Raw genomic sequence first — 25,577 nt, 5'->3', positions numbered from 1 at the left:
CCTGAATATGGACGTTCGCCAACTGGCCTTTCTGGCCGGACAGCCTTCTGCTGCCGTGAATCCCCGTGAACGTTTCATGGGCATGCCGAAACGCGGCCTGGCGTTCCTGCTGGCCAACGTGATGTTCTGGCAACCGATGTGGGCGCAGGCGGACGGCATCGTGGTCAGCGCGCCGGGCACCAGCCTGGATCGCGCCGGCAATGGTGTGCCGATCGTCAACATCGCCACACCCAACGCGACGGGGCTCTCGCACAACCAGTTCCACGACTACAACGTCACCCTGCAGGGCTTGATCCTCAACAACGCTTCCACCCAGACCCAGCAAACCCAGATGGGCGGGATCATCGTCGGCAACCCGAACCTGAAAGGCAGCGGTCCGGCGCAAACCATCCTCAACGAAGTCAACGGCGGCAGCCCGAGCCAGTTGAATGGTTACACCGAAGTGGCGGGGCAGTCGGCGCGGGTGATCGTCGCCAACCCCTACGGCATCAGTTGCAACGGCTGCGGGTTTATCAACACCCCACGGGTGACTTTGACCACCGGCAAACCGGTGCTCGACAACGGTCGACTGGACCGCTTTCAGGTTGATCAGGGCAGCGTCTCCATCGACGGCACCGGGATCAACGCGAGCAACGTCGACCGTTTCGAAATCATCACCCGCAGCGCCAAGATCAACGCGCAGATCCAGGCAAATAACCTGACCATCGTTGCCGGTCGCAACGACGTCAACGCCGACACCCTCAACGCCACCGCCCGTGCAAACGACGGCAGTGCCAAGCCGGAACTGGCGATCGACTCCTCGGCGCTCGGTGGCATGTACGCCGGCGCGATCAAGCTGGTCGGCACCGAAGCCGGCGTCGGGGTGAAACTCGACGGCAAACTGATCGCCAGCGGTGGCGATATCCAGCTCGATGCCAACGGCCAACTGAGCCTGGCCGACACCTCGGCGGTCAATGGCGCAGTGAATATCAAAGCCGCCAGCCTCAATGCCCAAGGACCGATTTACGCCGGCAGCTCCCTCACGGTGCAAACCCAGGGCGACCTGAGCAACCAGCAAACCCTCGCCGCTCGCGACAGCATCAACCTGAGTGCCGGCGGCCAGTTGACCAACAACGGCATCATCGAAGCCGGGGTCAACGCCGACACCAGCCGCAATGCCAGCGGTGACGTGAACCTCAGCGCTCAGAACTTCAACAACAGCGGCAAAAGTGTCGTCGCCAGCCGCAACCTGACGGTCAACACCGCGCAAACCCTGACCAACCAAGGCGGCACTTTAAGTGCGAAACAAGGCGCGAGCATCAACGCCGGGACGCTGGATAATCAGAACAAGGGGCGGGTGCTGAGCACCGGCAGCCTGAACCTCAACGCCAACCAGTTGCTCAATGCCCAAGGCGGACTGGTGACCAGCAACGGCGAACTGCTCGCCAATGTGGGTGCACTGAGTAACAGCGCCGCTGAAATCTCCAGCCTTGCCGGGGTCAGCTTGAATGTCGGGTCCCTGGATAACGTCGCAGGACTGGTGTCGGCCGGCAGCACCCTGAATATCAACGCCAGCGGTGCCTTCAACAATCAGCGCGGTCGCCTGGCTGCCCAGCAGCGCCTGCAAGTGACGGCGGCGTCCCTGGATAACAGCCAGCAAGGCTCGATCATCAGCCAGGGCACTTTGGGCCTGACGGTTTTCGGTGCACTGGACAACCATCAAGCGGGCACGATCCAGAGCACCGGCAGCGCGGTGATCAACAGCGGCAGTCTGGATAACCATCAAGCCGGCGTGCTCACCGGCAGTAACGCTTTGAACCTGACCACTGGCCAGGTGGACAACAGCGAAGGCGGACGCATCGCCAGCGCCATGGCCCTGACCGCCAGTGTCAGCGGCCTGGACCAGCACAATCAGGGCCAATTGAGCGGCGCCACAGGCCTGACCCTGGACCTGAACAACGGTCTGCTCAACAACCAGAACGCCCTGATCACCACACCCGGCGCGCTGCTGCTGAAGAACCTGAATGCGGTGGTTAACCAGAGCGGTGAAATCTCCAGCAAACAAGGCTTCACGCTGGCGGCTGCCAGCCTGGACAACACGAGCGGCAAAGTCCTCAGCGAGCAAGCGCTGGTCCTGCGGATCGCCCGAGCCCTGGACAACACCGGAGCGCTGATTTCCGCCTCGGCCATCGATTTGCAGGCCGACAGCCTGAACAACCAGCTTGGCACGATGAACGCTGGCACAGGATTGAACCTGTTGCTCGCCGGCAGCCTGAACAACCAGGGTGGCAAACTGAGCGCCCGGGACATCACCCTGCAGGTGGCTGACCTGGATAACCGTCAGGGCCATCTGACCAGCGATAACAGTCTGACGCTGGGCAGTCAGGGCGCGATCAACAACGCCACGGGGTCGATGACCGCTGGCCAATTGCTGACGGTGCAAGGCGCCAGCCTCGACAACACCCAAGGCACACTGACGGGGAGTGCGGGGCTGACGGCGAAGATTGCCGGACAGCTGCTGAACCAGGCCGGGTTGCTGTCTTCGAACGGTCTGCTGACCTTGGGCAGTGCCAGTCTCGACAACCAGCTCAAGGGGCGGATCGTCAGCAAGGCCGATCTCAACCTGAGCACGGTCGGGTTGCTGGATAACCGTACCGGTAGCCTCAGCGCCGGTGGCGCGCTGACGCTCAATGCCAACCGGATGGACAACCGTCAGGCGGGTTCGCTGAGCGCTGCCCAAGGCCTGAACCTGACCATCGACAGCCTCGACAATCAGGGCGGCAACGTCTCCAGCCAACGCTACTTGAACCTGACGGGCACGACGCTGGACAACAGCCATGGCGGCCAACTGCTTGCCAATGGCGACATCGATCTGACCCTCGCCCAGCTCAATAACCAGCTTGGCGGTCAGCTGTCCGGTCAGGCCGGTTTACACCTCAAGGCTGCGCAACTGAACAACGGTGACGGAGGTAATCTCTACGCCAAAGGCAAGCTGGACCTGACACTGAGCGAGCAGTTGCTTAACACCCGCGGCACGCTCAAGGGCGATGGCGCGATCCTGCTCAGCGTCGGTAGCCTGAACAACGACAGCGGCAACCTTTCCAGCGTCAAGGACCTGAAGCTCACCAGTCTCGGCACCGTCAGCAACCTCGGCGGCACGCTGATCAGCGGCGATACGCTCGACCTGACTAGCGGCCAGCTCAACAACGGTGCCCAAGGCAGCATTTCCAGCAGCAAAGCCCTGACCGCAAGCGTCAGCGGCCTTGATCAGCAAAACGGCAAACTGTTCAGCAGCACCGACCTGAGTCTCGATCTGAATAACGGCCAGCTCAATAACCAGGGCGGTCTGATCAATGCCCCAGGCCAGTTATTGCTGAAAAACCTCAAGGGCGTAGCGAACCAGGGAGGCGAGATATCCAGCGATCAGGGATTCACGTTGGCGGCGCAAACGCTCGACAACACCGATGGCACGATTGGCAGTCATCAGGCGCTGATCCTGCGTGTCGACCAGACCTTGAACAACCTCCGGGGGCTGGTGTCGGCCAATGGGCTGGATGTCCGAGCCGCTAGCGTCGACAACAGCGCTGGCAAGATCGGCAGCGATTCGGACCTGACCGTGAATGTCGAGGGCGGAGTCACCAACCTCAATGGCTCGGTATCCAGTGCCGGGATCTCGACCTTCAAGGCCGCGAGTCTGGACAATACCAAAGGCCAACTGACGGGTGACCTTGGGCTGAGCATCGACCTGAGCGGCGCCCTGAATAATCAGGGCGGCAAGCTCGGTTCCGGCAAGGCACTGAGCCTGACTGTCGACAGCCTCGACAACCGTGCGGCGGGAATGCTGCTGGCCGTCGATGGCAGCCTGACGGGGAAAATTGCAGGAGCGTTCGATAATCGGGAGCTGGGAAAACTAAGAGCCACCGGCAGCATCGACCTGACCACCGGCAGCCTGGATAACCGTGGCGGCAGCCTGGCCGGCAAGGACCGGCTGACCTTGCGCAGCAATTCGGCAGATAACCGCGGTGGGCTGATCGAAGCTGACAAGGACCTGAGTCTGCTCGTCGGGCAACTGGATAACCGCGACAAAGGCGTGCTGACCGGCAAGGCCGCGATCAGCTACGAAGGCTCGCAGTTGGACAACAGCGGTGGCCTGCTCAGTGCAGTCGGTCCCGTGACGCTCAAGGCCCGGGACATCACCAACACCAAAGGCCGGATAGCCAGTCAGACTGACCTGACCGCTACCCTCGACACCTTGAACCAGCAGGGTGGTGAGTTGGTCGCCCAGGGCAGTTTGTTGCTGACCGGCAAGACCCTCGACAACCGCAACGGCGGTCTGGTGGGCAGCACCAACGCGCTGACCGTCAATGTCGATCAGATCGACAACCGCGCCGGAGAAATCTCCAGCACCGACAGCAGCGTGAACCTCACCGGTCAGCGTCTGGACAACAGCGACGGCGGCAAACTGCTGTCCGCGACCGACCTGCAGTTGACGGTGGCGCAACTGATCAACCAGAACACGGGCAAGCTGTTCGCCAAGGGCAGCGCTCGCCTGGCCGGCACCACGCTCGACAACAGTAGCGGTAGTTTCTCCGGCCTCAAGGGCCTGGATATTCGTCTTGATGGGGCGCTGCTCAATAACGCCGGGTTGCTCAGCGGCGAAGGCGGATTCACCCTCAACGCCGCCACGCTGGATAACACCGCAGGCAAGCTCAGCAGCGCTGGCGCTCTATCGGTCACCAGCCTGGGGGCGTTGCTCAACCAGGGTGGTTCGATCATCACCGATCAGGGTTTGACCCTGGCCAGCTCCAGCCTCGATAACAGCCAGCAAGGCCTGATCAACGGCAAGGGCGCCACCCGTGTCACCACCGGTATTTTGAACAACAGCCAGGGCGGCCATCTCACCGGCGACGACACGCTGGACCTGACCGCAACCCAGGTCAGCAACGGCGGCACCGGCCGCATTGCCAGCGAAAAAAACCTGACGGCAAGCGTCACCGGCCTGGATCAACAAGGCGGCGAACTCTTCAGCAAAACCCGTCTGGACCTGGACCTGAACAACGGCCAACTGAACAACCAAAACGGCCTGATCAATGGGCCCGTGCTGGTGCTCAAGAACCTCAAGGACATCGCCAACCAGAACGGCGAAATCTCCAGCGCCCAAGCCTTCACCGTCGCCGCGCAAAATCTCGACAACAGCGCTGGCAAGCTCCTGAGCAACCAGGGCCTGACCCTGCGTATCGCGCAGACCCTGAACAACCTTAACGGGCTGATTTCGGCTGCGTCCCTCAACAGCCGAAGTGCCAGCCTGGACAACAGCCATGGCCTGATCAGCAGCGCTGGCGACATTGATCTGGGCGTGACCGGGTCCTTCACCAATCAGAGCGGCACCCTGATCGGCGATGGGGCGGTGCTGTTGGCGGCCAACAGCTTCGACAACAGCAACGGCTCGGTCGCCGGCAAGGCCGATGTGTCGGCAACCGTCACTACCCTCAATAACCAGAACGGACAACTGATCGCCAGTGGTGCCCTGAGCCTGACCAGCAGCACGCTCGACAACCGCCAGAATGGCCTGGTAGGCGCTACAAAAGCGCTGAAACTCAATGTCGGTGATATCGACAACCGTGGCGGCGAACTCTCCAGCAGCGCCGACATCAGCCTGACCGGCAATCGTCTGGACAACAGCGACAGCGGTCAGATCATCGCGGCCATGGGCTTGACCATGACCCTCGGCCAGGTGCTCAACCGTAATCAGGGCCTGATCAACGGCAAGGCCGGGTTAACCCTGGATGGCCAGACCCTGGACAACAGCGCTGGCCACCTGCTCAGCGGGCAAGATGCCCGGCTGGGCCTGAGCGGCGACCTGACGAACAATCAGGGCCAGATCAGCAGCGAAGGCCAACTCACCGTCAACAGCGCCAACCTGAGCAACACCGGTGGCAGCTTGTCGAGTGCCGGCGCGTTGAAGGTCAATGTCAGCGGTGCGCTCGGCAACCAGGGCGGGCAACTGGTCAGTGACCGCAGCGTCGACCTGACCAGCGTCAGCCTCGACAACCGTCAACAAGGCGTGATCAGCGGCAAGGGCCCGGTGGGCGTGACCACCGGCGCCTTCGACAACAGCCAGAACGGTCGCCTGAACAGTGGCGACAGCCTGAGCCTCACGGCCGGTCAGGTCACCAACCAGAACGGTGGCAGCATCGGCAGCGCCAAGGCACTGACGGCCAGCGTCACCGGCCTCGACCAGATGGGCGGCAAACTTTTCAGCAACACCAGTCTCGTCCTGGACCTGCATCAAGGTCAGCTGAATAACCAGAACGGCCTGATCAATGCCCCGTCGCTAGTGCTCAATAACCTCAAGGGCGTTAACAACCAGGGCGGCGAAATCTCCAGCGCCCAGGCCTTTGGCCTCGCCGCCGACAGCCTCGACAACAGCAACGGCAAACTCCTCAGCAACCAGGCCGTGACCCTGCGGATCAATCAGGCCTTGACCAACCTCAAGGGCCAGATTGCCGCAGCGGCCCTCGACGTCCGCGCCGCCAGCCTGGATAACACTGACGGCACCCTGAACAGTCGCAGCGACCTGACCCTGAATGTCGCGGGTCTGCTGAGCAACCAGAACAAAGGCCTGATCAACGCGGCACAAAACCTGACGCTGACCAGCGCCGACCTGAACAACCAGGGTGGCATCCTGCTCGGTGGCAGTGCCGTGACCCTGAATGCGATGGCGCTGAACAACAGCGCCAACGGCCTGATCAACAGCCAGGGCGGCTTGACCCTGACCGCCAACAGCCTGGACTCCAGCAATGGCGGTGAGGTCTCGGCGAAAGGTGACATATCACTGACCCTGGGAGCCCTGACCCAAAACGGCGGGCGTTTGCTGAGCGATGCCGGGATCACGCTTGACCTGAGCGGTAGCGACCTGAACAACCAGAGCGGCTTGATCACCGCCAAAGGCCCGCTGACCATCAGCCGCCTGCGCGACCTGAACAACCAGAGTGGCGAAGTCTCCAGCAGCCAAAGCTTCACCCTCGCTGGGCGCACCTTCGATAACAGCGGCGGCAAACTGATCAGCAACAACCTGCTCAGCCTCAACGCTGGCAATCTGCTCAACCAGAATGGCCTGATCTCCGGTTGGCAGGGCCTCGACGTCAACAGCGCCAGCCTCGACAACCGCAACAACGGCACGCTCTCCAGCCGCAGCGGCAACCTCGGCGTGACCTTGAGCGGCGCCTTGCTCAACGGCGGTGCCGGCGCGCTTGTCAGCCAGAAGGCGCTCACCGTCAACGCGGCGAGCCTCGACAACAGCGGCGGCATTCTGTCCAGCGGCGCCGGCCAGACCCTGACCGTCAGCGGCCTGCTGAACAACGGCCAGAACGGCCTGATCGACAGCGGCGCGGCGCTCACCGTGCAAGCCATGACCCTCGGCAACACAGCGGGCGTGATCAACGCGCAACAGAACCTGAGCTTCACTGGCAGCACGCTGGACAACAGCGCCGGCAGCCTGGTCAGTAACGGTGCGCTCACCCTCGACCTGCTTGGCGCATTGACCAACACCAACGGCAAACTCGCCAGCGCCGGTCCGCTGGTGATCCAGCGCAGCAGCCAGATCAACAACCAGGGCGGTCAACTGGCCAGCCAAGGCCTGATGACCCTGCTCACCGGCAGCCTCGACAACCGCAATCGCGGCACCATCGCGAGCAACAACAACCTCGTCATCAACACCTCCGGCGCCGTCCAGAACAACGGCGACGGACTGATCTACAGCCAGAACGGCAACCTGCAACTCACCGCCGCGAGCCTGGCCAACGCCAAAGGCACCGTGCAAAGCCTGGGCGCGATGAACCTGGCCGTGGCCGGCGATATCGACAATCAGAGCGGTCGGCTCCTGGCCCAGAACGGTGACCTTAGCGTCAGCGCCAACAATCTGGACAACCGCGGCGGCACCCTCGCCAGCGTCAAGGGCGCACTCGAAGCGCGCATCGTCGGCGTGTTGAAAAATGGTTACGACCTGACCAACAACCGTCAGGGCGGCATCGTTCAGGCACAGCGGCTGAACCTCAGCGCATTGGGCGGCATCGATAACTACGGCGGCCGCATCTCGGCGCAAAGCGGCGATGCAATCATCGCCACCCGCGACTTCGACAACCGCAATGGCGGCCTCTACGCCAAAGGCCGGGTCAGCGTCACCGGCAACAACTTCGACAACAGTGGCGACAACGACGGCCAGATCGCCGGCAACGGAATCGACCTGAACCTCAGCGGCGCCCTGAACAACCGCCTGGGCATCATCGAGAGCGACAGCACCCTGAGCGTGCGCGCCGCCAGCCTCGACAACCAGACCGGCCAGTTGCGTGCCTTGGGCACCAGCGGCAAGACCGACTTCCAGATCGGCGGTTTGTTTGATAACCGCAACGGCACACTGGAAACCGCCAACAGTGACCTGACGCTCAACGCCGCAGGCTTCCTGAACCAGGGCGGTAGCTTGTTGCACGTGGGCACCGGCACGTTCGATATCTCCACGGCCAACGTGACGGGGGCCGGAGGTTCCATCGTGACCCGTGGTGGGCTGACTCTCAACGCCGACTCGTTGACCAACAGCAGCGTGATCCAGGCTGGGCGCCTGACCGTCAACGTCAACAACCTGTACCAGACCGGCAGTGGGCAATTGCTGGCTTCCACCAGTCTGGTGGGTAACGGGGGGAACTGGAACAACGATGGTTTGATTGCCAGTGATGGCAGCATGAGTTTGGCGCTGGGCGGCAACTATAGCGGCAATGGCAGGATCAGCAGCCTGGGCAATCTCGGGCTGACAGTCGCCTCGATGACTCTGGGCGGTGCGGGCAGCATTGCCAGTGGTGGAGACGCCACGATCAATGTCGGCGGCCAACTCAACAACTATGGGCGGATGACGTCTGCCACCGGGATGACGGTCAATGCCGGGTCAATCAACAACTACGGGACCTTGGGCAGCAGTGGCAATTTGCGTCTGAGTACGTCCAGCTTGCTGAATCAAAATGGTTTGATCTTCAGCGGTGGTGACATGGCATTGCGGGTGAATGACTTCACTAACCGTTATGCGGACGTGTACAGCCTCGGCAATATCAGCATCGCCAGGGATGACGGTAATGGTTTGAGTTCTTCGATTAACAACATTTCTGCAACGCTTGAAAGTGCCGGTGATTTGAGTCTGACGGCGGATCATATCGAGAATCGCAAGGATGTATTCCAGACGACTGGGGGGTTGGTTTCGGGGTATATCGGGGTGCAGTGCTACTCCTGCTCTGCATTCGATTTCTCCCAAGTCGATACTCATCTGGTCTGGGTGGAAAACTATCACTCTCAGATCGTTCAGGACTCGGTATCAGCGAGCATGACGGCAGGACGAAACTTTCTGGCCAGCGGCCGGGAGTTTCTCAATCAAGCCTCGACGATTAGCGCTGGCAACAACCTGACCATGAACCAGCAGACGTTTACCAACCAGGGCGCGTCTGTAGGTGATTACAGTGTGCGGCGTTCGTTTGATCCCGGCTCGGATGCTATGCAGAGTTTGGGTTATTGGCACTCATTGATGGACTACAACGCCGCGAATGACCCTTCCTATGACTCTGGAATTTTGGGTCATGCAGAGTCAGGTGGTGGTGGGCCATTTACTCACCCTAATTTACATCTCTGGACCAGCGACAATGTCGAATCCCTGGTCCGTGTACTGGAAAAAAGTGGAGGTCGCGGGGATAACCCGTGGATCCGCTTTGGTCCGATAAATGTTAGTTATGGTGGCGGCTATGAGATTTTTACCTCGCCTCACTACAGTAGCGATGCCGTACGAGCACAGGCGCCGGTCGCGGTTCAGAACGCCACCTTCTTCGACAACACGCTTATTCAGAGCAGTCCGTCCAGCTCTGCCAGCGCCATCGTGCAGGCAGGTGGTACGGTCAACATCACCGCTTCGCAGAATCTCACCAACAGCGTGGTTCGCTCAGGCATAGCGCTTGGTGGCGGAGCATCGCGCGTCGGCTCGACGCAACTCGGCGGCCAGTCCGCACCCACCGTAGTTACCTTCAATGCTCAGTTGCCGCCAAACCTTGCCCAGCAGCAAGTCAACCCGCTGACATTACCCGGCTTTACCCTGCCTACCGGCCAGAATGGCTTGTTCCGTCTGAGTGGTCAGGGCACTAACGCGGCGGCAGTTACTACGACTGACGGCGGTCCGCAAAGCTGGACCATGGGCAGCGCCTCGGTCAGCACCGCTCAGCGTCAACAAAACCTGCCGGATGTTCAGGCGCGTAGCGTCCAGATCGGTGATATCGCCCAAGTCGCCTCCAGCGACCGGCAACTGACCCGGATCACCCGTCAGGTCACCGACAGCAACATGGGTGCCAGCACGATCAATGTCAGTGCTCCCGCCGACAATGGCGGCACCCTGCTGTTACCCGGCCATGACAGTAATGGTGGAGCGATCACCCAGGTAGGTGTCGTGCATGTCGATGGCGCCAGCCATAGCGCGCTCGCTACCGGTCCGGACCTGAGCGTGCCAACACTGCCGCTCAACCCACGTGACCCATTGGCCACCGTGACCTCTCCTGTGGTCGGGCCTCTTGTGCCGCCCGTGAATACTCAACCCGGTGCCCCGACTACCGTCCCCGGTGCGGTCACCGCACCGACCGCCAGCACTCCGCTGATCGCTACCCCTGCGGCCAGTCAGACCGTGGCCCGGGTCCAGGGTCTGCCGGACACCTCGTTCAAGTCTAATCCGCAGAAATACCTGATCGAAACCAACCCGGTGCTCACCGACCTCAAGCAGTTCATGAGTTCGGACTACCTGCTGGCGAACCTCGGCTACGACCCGGATAAAAGCGCCAAGCGTCTGGGCGATGGCCTCTACGAGCAGAAGCTGATTCAACAAGCGGTGGTCGCGCGAACCGGCCAACGCTTCATCGACGGCCAGACCTCGGACGCCGCGCTGTTCAAGTACCTGATGAACAACGCAGTCACCAGTAAAAACCAACTTAACCTGTCACTGGGTGTAAGCCTGACTTCCGAACAGGTCGCGGCCCTGACCCACGACATCGTCTGGATGGAAAACGCCACGGTCAATGGCGAGCAAGTGTTGGTGCCGGTGTTGTACCTGGCCAACGCCAACAACCGCCTGGCGGCCAACGGCGCACTGATCCAGGGTAACGATGTCAATCTGATCGCTGGCAAGGACCTGAACAACGCCGGCACCTTGCGCGCCAGCAATAACTTGTCGGCTGTCGCCGGCAATGACCTGGTCAACAGCGGTCTGGTGGAGGCCGGTAATCGTCTTGACCTGTTGGCGGGTAACAACATCGTCAACAAGGCTGGCGGCATCATCGCCGGGCGTGACGTCAACCTGACCGCGCTCAAGGGTGACGTGGTCAACGAACGAACAATCACCACGGCCAAAGCCAGCAATGGCTACATGAGTACCAGCAACGACTACGCCAACAGCGCTGCTCGTATCGAGGCCGCCAACGATCTCACGCTCCAGGCTGGCCGCGATGTCATCAACACTGGTGGCGTATTGCAAAGCGGTCGCGACACCCAGATCAACGCGGGGCGTGACGTGAATCTGGTGTCCGCCCAGACCGACAGCAAGCTCGCTGGCGGCAGCAGTTTTCTCGACGAGAAAATCACCCAGCTGACCGGTTCCCTCAGCGCGGGACGCGACGTTTCCGTCAGCGCCGGTCGTGATATCTCTGCCATTGCCAGTCAGATCGATGCCAAGCGTGACATTGCAATGTCGGCCACGGAAAACCTGACCCTGGCCTCGGCGGCAGACGAAAGTCACTTTTACTCCAAGGACCGCCACGTCACCGAGCAGCGGGATCATGTCGGCCAGATTGCAACCACTCTCACCGCTGGCGGCAATGTTGCGCTGAGCGCGGGTAAGGACCTGACGCTCATTTCCAGCCGCATCAACGCTGGCGACGAAGCGTATCTGGTGGCGGGCGACAAGCTTGAACTGCTGGCGGCACAGGACAGCGATTACTCGCTGTACGACAAAAAAGATAAGGGTAGTTGGGGGAGTACAAATACCCGGAAGGACGAAATAACCAAAGTCACCAATGTCGGTAGTCAGATTACAACCGGTGGCGACCTGGCCTTGGTGAGCGGTGGCGATCAACGCTACCAAGTGGCGAAGCTCGAAAGCGGCAATAACCTGACCCTGCAAAGTGGTGGCGCCATCACCTTCGAGGGTGTGAAGGACCTGGACAAGGAGAGCCACGAAAAGAACGACAGCGATCTGGCCTGGACCTCCATGTCAGGTAAAGGCCACACGGATGAAACCCTGCGTCAGAGCCAACTGACCGCCCAGGGCAATCTAGTGATCAAAGCCGTCGACGGCCTGCATATCGACGTCAAGCAGATCGACCAGAAGACCGTTAGCCAGACCATTGACGCAATGGTCAAGGCCGACCCGCAACTGGCTTGGCTCAAGGACGCCGAGAAGCGTGGGGATGTGGATTGGCGGCAGGTTAAGGAGATGCACGAGTCCTTCAAGTACAGCCATTCCGGGCTGGGCCAAGGGGCGATGCTGGCGATCATTATTATTGTCACAGTGTTGACGGCGGGTGCTGCGAGTGCGGCGGTGGGGACTGCGGCGAGTGCGACGGCGGGCTCTGGAACTGCGATGGCCGCTGCAACTACGTCTGAGGCTATTGCGGCGGGGGCGGAGTTTACGGCGGCAGGTTGGGGCAATGTGATGGCTTCGGCTGCGCTGACCTCGATGGCCAGTACCGGTGCCGTCAGTTTGATCAACAACAAGGGGAACCTGGGCGCAACTCTGAAGGGCATGACCTCATCGTCCAGCCTGAAAGGATATGCGCTGGCGGGAATCACGGCCGGGATAGGCTACACGATGCCTTACAACCCTGCGGTGTTCAGTGTGAACACCCTTGAAAAGGCCGCTGTTACGTCAGTTGCCGACGCAGCGGCGAAAACTGTCATTGAAGGCGGGAGCCTGAAAGACAATTTGGGCAATGCATTGCTCAGCGCCGCTGAAAGCACGCTGCAAGCTATCGCATTCAATGCTGTGGGTAACCTTACGGAAGGAAAGTCTGCGGATGGTAGTCCGGAGAAAATTGCGCTTCATGCTTTAGTGGGTGGGCTGCTCAGCGAAGCTGAAGGCGGAAAATTTGAAACAGGAGCTTTGGCGGCGGGCGCCAACGAGGCATTACTGCCTTATTTGGTTAAGGCTGCGGGTCAGAATCCGAAACTGTTAGTAGCGTTCTCGCAGATCGTTGGGGTGGTAGCCGCTGGAGCCGTGAACGGTAATCTTCAGCAAGGCTCTGACATTGCAGGAAGCGCAACCACTTTCAATTTTCTCAATCATCACCAAGTGGATAACCTTGTAAAGGCTTTGGCCGTTTGTGATGGAAAGACTGGTGCCGCTGCCGCAGGATGCAGGGCTGACGTTGCGGTTCAATACCAAACCATTAGCAACGCGAAAACGGGGATTGCCGTATTAGGCTGTTCATTCGAAGAGTGCAGCCCTCAGTACGATGCTGTTAAAGGGGGCAGCGATGCACTGGATCAAGCCGTTCAAAGTAACCCGCAGGGACTGAGTAAAGAAAGTCTCGAAATCTTGCAGGGGTTTCAGGATTCCAATCAAAGCGATTATGATTTGGCGCAGCATAAGGCGGTGCTAGGAAACAATCAGCAGGTCACGGGAGCAGTATTAAGTGGTGGTTTTGGAGGCGCGACAGCTGCTTCTAAAGGTGTTGCTGCAGTAGAAGGAGCAGAGGGCTCAGCGGTAACGGGAGCTGCAAACGGTGCAAAAGAAATACCTAAGGAATTAGGTAAAGTGTCTTTTGATGCAGCTAATGGTGTGGGAACCATCTACTCTCCAAGAGTCACCATGAGCGGAAGTGAAATAACATTCGATGAGTTTGCGATAGGGACTTCGAAAGGATTCATTGGCGTTGGTGCTGATGGGGCCGCTGAGTTAGCAGGGCCACTGAAGAAAATGCTTGCTTATGCTCAGTCCCAGGGTGCAGAAAAAATCACTCTGACAGGTCGCTATGCATCCCCAGAAGGTTCTATGCTTGGGACCGGTAGTTTTGATAATGTAAATCAGAGTTTTTCCTTTAGCTTTCCAGCGACTAAGGATGGCTTGAGGGGGTTTTTAAAAGGGGTTGGACAATGAAGATTCGTCRAACACTTGAAAAAAGGATGAAAGATGTTGAAGCCTCAGGTCGAGGGCGCTTTCATGAGGAAGCTGAAGAGGGTGAAATTTTATTTTCTACTGGTATAGAGGGTGGAAGGTTAGATGTATATGTTGACGGCTTCTCCTTTAGGAATAATGAAGTTGTGAATAAGGTGTTGTTTGCTGATATTTCTAGTATTGAAAGTCACCTGAGTGTAGAGCTGTTTTCGAATGCGAGTCGCTCGGGGGATGTTGATTTTTACGTTCCATTAGATGTGAAATGTGGCTTGTCTCATTTTGCGCTATTTTTACCATTCTTGACTTACTCTAATGTTATGAATATTTTGGTTGGACTTAGAGAGGATTGGGTGAGGCAGATATCTCCTGAAGGATAGTTGGTGCAAAAGGAGGATTGGGGAGAATTGATCCACCCATTCCAAAGCAGAATAGGGGACAGACCCTGAGGGATCCCCACAAATCTACCCCAAGCCCTGCGTCTGCTGATGTACCATCAAAAAGTGGCAGATTTATTTATCAAAGGAAAAGGGGACAGATTTATTTTTCGCTGATTTGCTAGGCTGAAAGCTCCATGGAAGGAGGTTGCTCATGCCCAGGATGGGACGCATTGTTTTGCCGAACTACCCGCATCACGTTGTCCAACGCGGTCATAACCGTCAGGTGGTGTTTGCTGCTGCCGAGGACTATCAGCGTTATCTTGCCGACCTTCGGGAGCTTAAGGAGGCATTTGGGGTAAGGGTGTATGCCTACTGCCTGATGACCAATCATGTCCATTTGCTGTTGGCGCCAAGCGAATCGGTGGCAGGCCTCGGGCAGCTAATGAAGGCGCTGGCGGCGCGTGCCACTCGGTACCGTAACCGGTTGGAAGGCCGTACCGGTACGCTGTGGGAGAGTCGGCGAAAAGGGGACCGGCGAAAAGGGGACAGATTTATTTATTGATGAATGATCTTGGTCGTCGAACATAAATCTGTCCCCTTTTTGTTTTTATAATGAGACTGCTCGTGATAAAAAATAGAAATCCCATTTTGCTGTTAATAAAGTTCACCGGCCTGCTTTTTGTGGTGCTCTCGATATGGGGCATTATTTCGTTATTAGTAGTGCTTCCAATTGCTGCTGGTCTGGATGCTGATTTCAATGAGGTTTTCAAAATGCTAGGCGTGCCGTTCACATTGGTCATGACATTCTTATGGTTTTACCGAAATTACACTCTGGTGAAAGAAATGATGGGCCGTTGAGGGAAAGAGGAAAAGGGGACTGCTCCTGAGGGATCCCCACAAATCTACTCCAACATCTGCGCCTGTTGATGTACTTCCTCTCAAATAAATCGTACCCCGCGACGAGGTTCATAGTTTTCGCGGGGTACGGCGTTGAGCACCATCGTTTTGCAAGATTTTGCACGCAAAGCCTGAGGCTCAGTTGCTCCTTCCTCGAAAGCATCAAAAGGGGGCAGATTTATTTATTGATAAACGATTTTGGTTGTCGAAAATAAATCTGTCCCCTTTTTTTAAAGCAGTGGATTAGAGAGCGTACGCACATTGAGCAGGTGGATTAAGTAATGGGTAATTTCATACATGTTGTTTTGTCGTGCTTACCTTTGAGTATTGAAAGTATTTTTTGGGATGGTGATAGCCTGTTGTTGTCTTCAGGGGGGTGGTACTTCAGAACTGAAAGCGCATGGCGTGTATCTAGAGAGGGGGAAATGCAGTTTGCTTGTTGGGATGAGGATGCCGGTGATTTGATTAACGGGCTGGCAGGGTTGTCTGTGGTAGGAGTCGATTGGGTTATAGGTGGTCAACCGATCGACCCATCTATGAAGTTGTCAGATGGTCGTAAACTCGATGTGTTCTGCTCAACGTCTATTGAGCCGTGGGTTATGAGTCTTCCGGATGGCAGTATTTATGTAGGTAATTCGTAGGTGTCAAAGGTATTGAAAATACTCCAGGGAAGCACGTACTAAGCGAAAAGGGGGCAGTCGTCGAAAGCAAGGAAAAGGGGACAGATTTATTTTTCGCTGATTTGCTAGGCTGAACGCTCCATGGAAGGAGGTTGCTCATGCCCAGGATGGGACGCATTGTTTTGCCGAACTACCCGCATCACGTTGTCCAACGCGGTCATAACCGTCAGGTGGTGTTTGCTGCTGTCGAGGACTATCAGCGTTATCTTGCCGACCTTCGAGAGCTTAAGGAGGTATTTGGGGTAAGGGTGTATGCCTACTGCCTGATGACCAATCATGTCCATTTGTTGTTGGCGCCAAGCGAATCGGTGGCAGGCCTCGGGCAGCTAATGAAGGCGCTGGCGGCGCGTGCCACTCGGTACCGTAACCGGTTGGAAGGCCGTACCGGTACGCTGTGGGAGAGTCGGTACAAGTCCAGTGTGGTGCAATCCGATACTTATCTGTTGGCATGCTGTCGCTATATTGAACTGAATCCGGTACGTGCATGCATGGTGGTCGATGCGACGGACTACCCTTGGTCGAGTTACCGGGCACGTGTAGGCGATCTGCCTGATAGCGATTGGCTAGATACTGACGCCTGTTTCGATGTGTTGGGTGATACCAGCCTGGAACGGTACAAAAATTATGAGGGTTTTGTACGACAAGCTGTTTCCAGCGAAGAAGTAAGGCTTATCCGTGAAGCTCTACAACGTGGGCAGCTAACCGGGACGGGGCGTTTCGTCGATGAAGTAGAACAGATTTCGGGGATTCGAATAGAGCGTCGAGGTCAAGGCAGGCCAAGGGAAAAGTCTGGGGTTGTAAAATAAATCTGTCCCCTTTTTGGTCGTGGATCAAAGACCTGTGGTCGGAGTTCCAAGAAGCCCTGATGCTCCTAAGATTGTTGATCCAACCAAAGGGCAGCCGAGCGTGTCACTAGAGCTTCCAAAGGTCTGGGATTCTTTGCTTGAAAAGCATTCATCGAACGCGCGAGTGCTTACGCAGGAGGAGTTATTTCATGAATTCGGACGTTGAGTATCAGTCGTTAGAAAATGATCTTTTTAATGGTTATAAGTCGGTGGCGTTGTTTGTTGTTGGTAATGAGCATTATTATGTTGTGGATGATAAGTGCAATTTTTGTATTGATGTCAGGCCTGACTATTTAACTTATGTTGAAAGCGGTCGGTTAAATGTGGCTGATTATGAAGCATCTCTTCGCCTTTTTAGGGCAGGGGTTTCCGTGTTGAATGCGGTAAATTTTCGCGAGTATATAAATGGGACGGAGGCGAAAATAAAGACCGTTGCGTGGATGCGAAAGTTTTTTTTAAATGGGTATTCTTCTGAGAGGATTTCAGGCTTCTATAGTGATATTGAAGATTTTTTGGCGTTTGGGAAATCTCTGGATTGGCAAAAATGGGATTTTTTGCGAATGAAATTACCTAGCTTTTATATAAATTTTGACCGTGGGATATACCGGCATACTGATTGGGATAGACTGCATGAAGAGTTGGCTCTTCCAAAGGAGAGTTGGGATGCTCGGGCGGGTAGTGACTTTGGATTGCTAGTTCCAGATAAGCAGCAATATTGGCTTACGACTCAGATGAACTTTTGGAAACTCTACGGTCGATAAATAAGAGAGGTGGGGAGAAGGGGGTGGATTTATTTGTGGCGAATTTATTTGCGGGGTGCCGGATATTGTCGTCGTAAATAAAATCGTCCCCTTTTTGGAATACAAGCGTTTGCTGAGGGGTGAAATGTGAATAAATTAATTTTTGAGTTTTCTCCTGTTGATAAGATTCGCAGAGTTATCCCTGCTGCGGGCGGTGAGTGGTTTTCGAATGTGGTTCTAAAAGTTAGAGCGGTGGCGGGCTGCGAGTGTGTTTTATTTGGTGTTAATTGGGACTCAAGGGTGTTAATTGAATGGTTGAGTGCTAATGCGGATGAAATTATCAATGAGCCATTTGTTTTTTTAAGTGATCGTTCTTTGGCAAGGACTATTGCAGATAAAATTGAGGAGGATTTGTCAGAGGTTGACGAGGATCTTTTGTACGAATACAGAGTTAAGCATGACCTGCGGTTTGCGCTTAGGGGAGTCGATATTCCGTCGATAATTCTCGGGGTTGGCGTCAGAGGGCATGAGGTTTCGGTATGCGGTATGGGTTTTGAGATGGTGTTCGCGGTTGATCTTGGGGCGCTATTACATGGATTGACTAGGCTCGAAAAGAAAATGGGTGAGGATGTCCAGTCGGGATATTTTGAGGGCGAGCGATTGGTTCTTAGTTCGTAACTTGTTTCTAACCACGCATTGATCAATTTGGGGGGCAAAGCCAGTCTCGGAAAATTCAATCCACTTTTTCGTGTGAGCTTTTCACCTTGATGAGCGAGGCGTGTTTTGGGAAAGATAGAAACTATAAAAAAGCTAATTAGTGTCGGGCGAGCTAAAGATGTATTGGACTTTGTTGAAGGGGACTCTCCTTACATTTCTGAGGTGTCTTTAGGTGCTCCTCAAGAACAAGAGTTGCGGCGTCTATGGGTGATTGCAGTGCATCATTTAAGATTTGTTTCGGAATTTGGTGTTTCATCTTCAGGAGTTCATAAAGATGGAAAGTATTTAACCGCCTTTCCTGAGGGATTTGAGCAATGGCTTCAAGCAGGAGCTCCGGGGGTCGCAGACGAAGATATTAGCGCCTTTCTGAAGGATCATCCTTTGTAAGAGTGAAGCGAAAAGGGGACACCCACTAGCCGGTCTCGAGTCAAGGCTAATAGGCACCCCCTTTTTGGTGCAGATTAATTGCAGCTTGGAAGGCTCCAACCTTAGCCGCACTCTTAAAACGAGCCTTACCCTCAAATAAATCGCACCCCGCTATGAGGTACATAGTTATCGCGGGGTACGGCGTTGAACATCATCGCTTTGCAAGATATTGCGCGCACGACCTGAGGCTCATCAGCTCCTTCCCCGCAACGTGCGGGAACAGCCTATGCGTTACCTCAGTGCTGCGCCCGAATCTGGCGCCCCAACACATCCATCACATCACAACCGTCCCGCAGCAGCATGGCCGCTGCGTGCGCGATTTGCTGCACGTCTGCGCCTTTGGCATGGGCAATGTCGAGGCTGGCCAGGCTTTCCATCATTTGCGTGACCGCCAGAAACCGTGCAGCGGCGCTGCAGTGCAGCACTTCCAGCGGCGCTTGGGTGGCGACCAGCAGCACCGGGATATCGCAATCGTTGTTGGTCATCGGCATGTGCGGGTTCATGCGTCATCCTCCGGTTGGGCGGCGTGCAGTCCGTCGATCGACGCCTGGAGCAATGATCGGGCGGTGCCGAGCATCTGCTGGCTGGCCCAGCGTAACGAGACGATGTGTTCCGGGGTGGTGGCGGTGGGGGCTTGATGGGCGAGGGCTTCGGCGCAGCTCAGGTAGATCGAGGCGTGTTCGAGTGCGTCGAGTAACGGGATGTCGGGTTGGACGGCGAACAGGTAATGGTCGACGTGGTCGCAGCGGGCGAAGGGGATGGATTTTGTGGTTGGATCGGTCATGGGTGTAGCTCCGTAAGATTCAGAAGAGCTGCCACGAAATCGCCGTCAAACGAAATAGGGTGGCAACTGTACGTAGGTTGACGGACCGGCTCTCACGTACACCGGCGCACCCGAAGGTGCCCCACGCACAGTTGCCATAAATGCTGCGGGCATAAGAATGCACGAGCAGAGAGAGGCTATGCGCGTCGTAAGAAAAGCGGGCCGTCAAACCCGATCACGAATGAGTCGTGACAGGCGCGAGGATAGGGAGTGGGGCGAGGTCAGTCAATCGGCCTAAGGTCTGACGCAGGTGGTTTGTTTGTAGGTTTGTTCTGAAACGGACAGTTGCCGTGTGCGCGGATACCGATGCGGAAAAGGGACACCCATTAGCCGGTCCCGTCCTGAACAAGGATTACACCCGTTTCAGGACCAGACACTCACCTAAAAGCCCGGACACTGTCCGTAATGCTGTTCATTGAAGCCGTAATGCGATCTGTAGCAGCTGCCGAAGGCTGCGTTCGGCTGCGAAGCAGTCGTAAATTCAGTAATTGCGGTGTGTCAGGTACACCACGGCAGCCGGACTCACGACTGCTTCGCAGCCGAACGCAGCCTTCGGCAGCTGCTACAGAGAATGCTTCGCGGCTGAAATTGCTTGAGTGAACCGCATTACGAACAGTGTTTGGGCTTTTTTACTTTTCAGCACTCCAACAACTGATTAACTCCCCAACAATCCCGTAGCGTCCGCATCAAACAGTTTTTTGGTCTGGTTGGCAGCAGGCGTCAGCAGGGCAAGTAGTTTGGCCTCGTTATACAACTGCGTACTGGCCAGGCTCTTGGGTGTCGGTTCTATCGGAATAATGATGTCCTCATTACCGGCGTCGTTTGCATGCAGCCAGATCGCCACAAAGTGCAGTGCCGAGACAAACAACACTCTGAGCTCATAGGATTTCCCCTGCAGGCTCGCCGAGTTTTCTGCCAGGTTCAGCGCACTGACGGTGGCGGGGGCCATCGCGCCATGGTTCAGCGATGAGAACTCGACATGGCCGTGTACTTCGGCCAGTTCGGCATCGGCAATGGTCGTTCCATCGGAAAACACCAGGTAGTGCCAGTTACCTTGGGTGGCCGCTTTCAAGCCTTTACCCTGGGTCAGGTCTTCCAGGCTCAGTGAATAACCACGGTAAGGCTCGGAGAGGCTGATTTTGCTCGGGACGGCATTTGCAAACTGGCGGTTGATGCCAAAGCCTTGTGTCTGCAAGGCTGCTTGAAGTGCAGGGCGCAGTGTTTGTACGCCGTTGGAAGGCGCCATTGGGTAAGAAAGTTTCATGCTGCCCTCCTAGTTTTTCCGGGTGAAGTAAGTGTTGGTCCAGTTGCCGCCGCCGTTGTATGAGCCGGGGAACGTATTTAATGCGCGCGTGGAATAGCCATAGATGGAATCTGCGACCAGTACATAGTTGCCATTGGTTCCATAAAACGTCAGGAAGTGAGCACCACCGCCATACCAGGCAACGCGTATGCCGATGGGTCTTCCCATGTTGATCTGGTTTTCGATGGCGCTCATTTGAATCGAGCCCTGGCTCATGCTGGCAAAGCTTCTGGTGGTCCTGAGGGCCGAGTCCAGATAGCCATAAACGTTGCAGGGGCCCGGCTGGTTGCAGCAGGAGTTCCTGTCGAGTTCATAGTTGGCGACGACGCATTGGCTCCAGGTCCCGGTGCCGTAATAGTTGCCAACAGACGCCGAAACTGCTGCCCAGCACCAGTTGGTCTGGGTTTGCCGCTGCATGCTGAAGCTGAGGCTGGCAGCGGCCAACGCTGCTGGCTCTACGGATGTTTCGATATCGGCCAGTTCAGGGTTGATAAGGTGTTGGGACAGGCATTTGGGAAGTGCTTCGCCGGTGGCGGAACTTTTAAGCTGTGTTTCTTCAGTCAGTAACATGATTCATCCTCCATGAATGAACGTAGCGTCCAGCTTGGGTATGTGTACCTTTTTGAAATAAAACGGCTTTGTCGTCAGTGAAGTATCGGCTTGCGCTATTTGCCATCTTCGATGGCCGGCTCCGATCGGGTCTCGCTGTAACCTTAGGATGCAATATGCGTTAGCGCAAATTTATAATGCGTTAATGCATTTTTTGTGGCGGACGTCTTCGAGTGGAGAGGGCGCTTGCACTCCCTCGCCCCCACCGGGGCGAGGGGCCGGCAGCATTACTCGCAGCCACAGTCTTTGGCGCTTCGCGCGGTCTCATAACGATCGTGATGGCGCACCCATTCCATGCCGTGCTCTTCGTTGCGGCCCTTGGGCGTCAGGTCGAGGAAGTTATAGGCACCGACCAGCAAGTCCAGGCCGCGAGCGTAGGTGGAATAGGTGTGGAAGATTTCCCCGGCGTCATTGCGATAAAACACGCTCAGCCCCGGCAGTTCGCCTTCAGTGCTGGTGCTTTTTTCGTAGTTGTAGGTCGCGGTGCCGTCCGCGAGTTCCTGATCGCTGATGGTCACCTTGTAGTCGGCGTTGAAGTCACTGCCGGCCGATGAGACCCATTTGAATTTCCAGCCCATGCGTTTGCGGAACGCCTGGAATTCTGCCAATGGCGCGTGGGAAACCACCACCAGTGAAACGTCGTGGTGGGCCAGGTGCAGGTTGGCGCCGTCGAAGTGGTCGGACAGAAACGAGCAGCCATGACAGCCTTCTTTCCAGCCCTTGGCAAACATGAAGTGATAGATGATCAACTGGCTGTTGCTGCCGAAAAGATCGGCGAGGCTTTGCCGCCCGTCGGGGCCTTCGAACACATAGTTCTTGTCGACTTTCACCCAGGGCAGTGCGCGACGTTCGGCGCTAAGTTTGTCGCGTTCCCGGGTAAAGGCCTTTTCGTGGATCAGATGCTGTTTACGGGCCGCGAGCCATTCTTCTTGGGACACGACCTTGTGCTGTTGCACGCTGTTCATGACTTTCCCTCCTGCGAGGTTGGCGTGTTGTGGCTTACACAGCCTAGTCGTTTGATCGACGCTGTAATCGACAAGCCGCTGATCGGTTGTCGCTGACATCCGCCCGCATGACAACCTGGCTGAACGGCTACTGATAGCGCCGGTCACAACCTATGAGAGGCCTCTCACTGTCTGGCTGGAGGTTGATATCGGATGACGGCTTATAACTGGGATTTGCTTGAACGAATGCTGCACGAAGTGCAGAACGGCGCCGACCACAGCTTTGCCCCGCGCGTCTATGCCGAGCAGCATGCGGCAGAGAAGGCGGCAGAGGGTGAGCCCATCGGTAATCTGGATGAGCTGAAAGTGACCGCCACCGAATATGAAAAGCTCCTGCTGGATCGTGGCTATATCGAGTCACGCCCCGAGAGCGAAGGGGGTAACGGCGAGAATTTCATCCTGACGCCGCGCGGTTCGAGTCTGCTGTGCATGATCGACAGCAGCATTGAGGGCAATGACCATCCACGGCAGGTGCTCGACGAGCAGGTGGATGCACTGGACCCCGCGACCTTTGATGAAGTGGCGTCTAAAGTGCAGATCGCTTAAGACGCTCCTGCGACCTTCAAGCACTTCAATGCGCTGAAATCGCTGCGCATCTGGTCGATTTTTTTCAGCAAGTGCTGGCGTTGATCGGCGGTACTGTCGGCCATCAGGTCGACAATCAGGCTGCGCGCCTGGGCTTCGGTGTGGGTGTAAGCCTGGCGATAGGCCGGCGTCCATAAGGTCTCGCGATCGACCAGCAGGGTTTTGATGCGTTGCGCAAAGTCGCTGCTGTGGCGTTGTTCCACTGCTGCGCTGAACAGTGCCTGCCAATGAGCGCGGTTGGCGAGCCATTGCTGATTTTGCTCGCCCAGTGCGTTGGCCCAGGCAACAACGCGTTGCGCCTGCGTATTGCTGAGCGGGCCAAGCCAGTAGGCCAGGCGCTTATCCATCCGCTCGATGCGATGTTTGATCTGCTGTGCCAGCGGCGCTTTGAGGTATTTCTGCTGATTCACGCGCTGGTCTTTGGCAAAGGCCTGCTTCATCTCGTTGACCTGCTGGTCATTCAGCCCTTGCAACAACTCGACCGCCGACGGGGTGATTTCCCGGGCGGTCTGGGCAATGGCTTGTTTGGCTTCCTTGATACGGGCTTGCAGTGCGGCGTCTGTGACTTGATTGGTTTCGACCATCTGCTGCAAACGGTCGAGCCAGTCGACGTAGCCGGGTATTTGCGTGGAGCAATGCCAGCTGAGGTGTTCCTTGAGACGTTCGTTGAGCCAGCCTTTCTGCTCGCTGTTCATGTCCAGGTAGTCGCTGAGCGTCCAGGGAATGATGATGTCGAGATTGTGGTAGGCCAGGCTCACTCGGTTGCAGGCCGGTAGTGAAAGGCACAGGGTCAGGAGCAACGTCAGGTGTTTCAACCAGCGCGACATGAGGCAATCCTTGCAAGGGCGTAGTTCTGGTGTCTGAATGCAGGATGGACCCGGCTGTTCAGCTGATCAAATAGAACGCGCGTTTGGTCTTGAAGGATGTTGCTGGGGAGGAGGGTTCCAGTCCTAGCGCTTCGAAGCTCAAAGCGCTTAGGGACCAGGGTGACGCGAGGGGGGTGTTACTTTTTGCCCAGGGTGATCTGTTTGGACGGGCCGAATGTCTGGCCGCTGACGCCTTTGGCAATTTGCTGGATCTCGCCGCCGGATTTGAGGAAAGCAGCAATCTGGTTGTTGATCGATTCGCTGGTTTCAACGGCTGGAGCTGGCTTTGCTTTGCTGTTGGATGCTTTTACACGCATGGCGGCCATTAACCTGTAGAAAATTAACTTGGCCAGGCATCGTACAGGAAATACTTGACAATTGCTTGGTAAATATCCGCCTGAAATAGCCGAGGGCAGGTGTCGATTATTCATAAGTTACTGTTCGCAATAATCACCTAAGCTGCTGTTTTGAATAAGAACGCAGGCATGAAAAGTATCCTGTATGGCTTGTCGATATCAGCAAAAAGCACCTGAACGGTCTGACGAGCGGGCCTTGGTCTGGCGCAAAACCCAGGAAAAATGAGCCTCTCAGAGGATTTTTCTTCGCAAGCAAGCCGGCCGTCCAACAGCACCGGCAAAACCGGGTAGAATGGCGTCCAAGCAATGAGGGTATTGGAAATGGCTTTAGTCGGGCGCTACAACAGCTTGCAAGTGGTTAAACACACTAACTTTGGTTTATATCTGGACGGTGGCGCGGATGGCGAAATCCTTCTGCCGAATCGTTATATTCCCAAAGATATTCCCAGCGAAGATGAAGACTGGCTGAACGTTTTTGTTTATCTGGACAGCGATGACAAACTCATCGCAACTACTGAAAAACCGAAAGTTCAGGTCGGTGAATTCGCCAGCCTTAAAGTCGTTGAAGTCAACAGCATCGGTGTGTTTCTCGACTGGGGTCTACCCAAGGACCTGCTGCTGCCGTATTCCGAAGAAAAGCGTCAGATGACTGCGGGCGAATACTGCGTGGTGCACGTCTACCTCGACAAGCACACCCGCCGTATCACCGCGACCGCGCGTCTGGATCGCTACCTGGACAAAACCCCGGCCAGCTACAAACCTGGCCAGGAAGTTGACCTGCTGGTAGCCGAAGCGACCGACATGGGCTTCAAGGCGATCATCAACAACAAGCATTGGGGTTTGATCCACAAGAACGAAATCTTCAAGTTCATGCGTGCCGGCAAGGAAGAGAAGGGCTTCATCAAGGAAGTTCGCGCCGACGGTAAGATCAGCCTGAGCCTGCAGCCCGTGGGTGAAGAAGCCGCCACCAGCCTGAACTCGAAGATTCTCGCTAAACTGCGCGACAACAACGGCACTTTGCCGGTCAGCGACAAGAGCGACCCGGCGCTGATCAGCAGCCTGTTCGGTGTCAGCAAAGGCAACTTCAAGAAGGCCATCGGCGCGCTCTACAAGAACGGCCAGATCGTCATTCATGCGGATCGCATTGAACTCAGCTGAGCCGAGCTGACCTGACCTGATTGCCCCGGC

Annotated in this window: 17 protein-coding genes and 1 pseudogene; 11 read left to right on the top strand and 7 right to left on the bottom strand. The window is 56.5% G+C overall.

What is annotated here, in order from left to right; all coding sequences use genetic code 11:
• The first annotated feature begins 7 nt into the window (after positions 1-7).
• The 9 genes and pseudogenes from AC1DHT_RS26115 to AC1DHT_RS26075 all read left to right on the top strand — a co-directional run bounded on the left by AC1DHT_RS26115 (position 8) and on the right by AC1DHT_RS26075 (position 18,804).
• Positions 8-14,143, top strand: coding sequence for a two-partner secretion domain-containing protein (locus AC1DHT_RS26115; RefSeq protein WP_442114799.1), 14,136 nt, complete (start codon positions 8-10; stop codon positions 14,141-14,143).
• The gene (locus tag AC1DHT_RS26110; RefSeq protein WP_477761525.1) at positions 14,140-14,538 is read left to right on the top strand and encodes a hypothetical protein; all 399 of its coding nucleotides are present in this window, start codon (positions 14,140-14,142) and stop codon (positions 14,536-14,538) included. The genes AC1DHT_RS26115 and AC1DHT_RS26110 overlap by 4 nt, the downstream gene beginning before the upstream one ends.
• A 211-nt stretch (positions 14,539-14,749) precedes the next feature.
• A pseudogene (locus AC1DHT_RS26105) lies at positions 14,750-15,094 on the top strand (transposase); the annotation flags it as partial.
• Between the two features lie 68 nt (positions 15,095-15,162).
• A complete protein-coding gene (locus tag AC1DHT_RS26100) occupies positions 15,163-15,396 on the top strand; it encodes a hypothetical protein (RefSeq protein ID WP_427540673.1) in 234 nt (77 codons plus the stop codon).
• Positions 15,397-15,716: 320 nt separating this feature from the next.
• Complete coding sequence (locus AC1DHT_RS26095; protein ID WP_427540676.1) at positions 15,717-16,076, top strand: hypothetical protein; 360 nt, start codon at positions 15,717-15,719, stop codon at positions 16,074-16,076.
• A 137-nt stretch (positions 16,077-16,213) separates the two neighbouring features.
• Positions 16,214-16,921, top strand: coding sequence for a transposase (locus AC1DHT_RS26090; protein WP_427540679.1), 708 nt, complete (start codon positions 16,214-16,216; stop codon positions 16,919-16,921).
• A gap of 188 nt (positions 16,922-17,109) precedes the next feature.
• Positions 17,110-17,721: a hypothetical protein gene (locus AC1DHT_RS26085; protein ID WP_427540682.1), complete on the top strand. Its 612-nt coding sequence runs from the start codon at positions 17,110-17,112 to the stop codon at positions 17,719-17,721.
• Positions 17,722-17,847: 126 nt separating this feature from the next.
• Positions 17,848-18,378, top strand: coding sequence for a hypothetical protein (locus AC1DHT_RS26080; protein ID WP_427540685.1), 531 nt, complete (start codon positions 17,848-17,850; stop codon positions 18,376-18,378).
• Between the two features lie 105 nt (positions 18,379-18,483).
• Positions 18,484-18,804 (top strand): hypothetical protein, encoded by a 321-nt coding sequence (locus tag AC1DHT_RS26075; RefSeq protein WP_427540688.1) that lies wholly within the window; start codon positions 18,484-18,486, stop codon positions 18,802-18,804.
• A gap of 275 nt (positions 18,805-19,079) precedes the next feature.
• Here AC1DHT_RS26075 and AC1DHT_RS26070 read toward each other — a convergent pair whose 3' ends face one another.
• From AC1DHT_RS26070 to AC1DHT_RS26050, 5 genes are all read right to left on the bottom strand, one after another.
• Positions 19,080-19,346: a short-chain dehydrogenase gene (locus AC1DHT_RS26070; protein WP_427540691.1), complete on the bottom strand. Its 267-nt coding sequence runs from the start codon at positions 19,344-19,346 to the stop codon at positions 19,080-19,082.
• On the bottom strand, positions 19,343-19,627 hold the full coding sequence (locus tag AC1DHT_RS26065) for a DUF3077 domain-containing protein (RefSeq protein WP_427540694.1): 285 nt from the start codon (positions 19,625-19,627) through the stop codon (positions 19,343-19,345). Before AC1DHT_RS26065 ends, AC1DHT_RS26070 begins: the two co-directional genes overlap by 4 nt.
• 694 nt (positions 19,628-20,321) lie before the next feature.
• Positions 20,322-20,930: a hypothetical protein gene (locus AC1DHT_RS26060; RefSeq protein ID WP_427540697.1), complete on the bottom strand. Its 609-nt coding sequence runs from the start codon at positions 20,928-20,930 to the stop codon at positions 20,322-20,324.
• Positions 20,931-20,939: 9 nt separating this feature from the next.
• Entirely contained in the window at positions 20,940-21,539 is a 600-nt protein-coding gene (locus tag AC1DHT_RS26055; RefSeq protein ID WP_427540700.1) for a papain-like cysteine protease family protein, read from the bottom strand.
• Positions 21,540-21,805: 266 nt separating this feature from the next.
• On the bottom strand, positions 21,806-22,543 hold the full coding sequence (locus tag AC1DHT_RS26050) for a DUF899 domain-containing protein (RefSeq protein WP_427540703.1): 738 nt from the start codon (positions 22,541-22,543) through the stop codon (positions 21,806-21,808).
• Between the two features lie 192 nt (positions 22,544-22,735).
• On the opposite strand from AC1DHT_RS26050, the gene AC1DHT_RS26045 reads away from it, so the two are divergent.
• Positions 22,736-23,128: a transcriptional regulator gene (locus AC1DHT_RS26045; protein ID WP_427529804.1), complete on the top strand. Its 393-nt coding sequence runs from the start codon at positions 22,736-22,738 to the stop codon at positions 23,126-23,128.
• Here AC1DHT_RS26045 and AC1DHT_RS26040 read toward each other — a convergent pair.
• The gene (locus tag AC1DHT_RS26040) at positions 23,125-23,994 is read right to left on the bottom strand and encodes a DUF6279 family lipoprotein (RefSeq protein WP_427540706.1); all 870 of its coding nucleotides are present in this window, start codon (positions 23,992-23,994) and stop codon (positions 23,125-23,127) included. The two genes, AC1DHT_RS26045 and AC1DHT_RS26040, sit on opposite strands and share 4 nt — an antisense overlap.
• Positions 23,995-24,170: 176 nt before the next feature.
• Positions 24,171-24,359 (bottom strand): hypothetical protein, encoded by a 189-nt coding sequence (locus AC1DHT_RS26035; RefSeq protein ID WP_017337097.1) that lies wholly within the window; start codon positions 24,357-24,359, stop codon positions 24,171-24,173.
• Between the two features lie 351 nt (positions 24,360-24,710).
• Here AC1DHT_RS26035 and AC1DHT_RS26030 point away from each other — a divergent pair, with 351 nt between their 5' ends.
• The gene (locus AC1DHT_RS26030) at positions 24,711-25,547 is read left to right on the top strand and encodes a CvfB family protein (protein ID WP_262116753.1); all 837 of its coding nucleotides are present in this window, start codon (positions 24,711-24,713) and stop codon (positions 25,545-25,547) included.
• Positions 25,548-25,577 lie beyond the last annotated feature (30 nt).

Source organism: Pseudomonas sp. 05N432 (assembly GCF_056396945.1).
The sequence above is the reverse complement of the archived record's forward strand: the minus strand, read 5'-3'. Positions and strand labels throughout refer to the sequence as shown.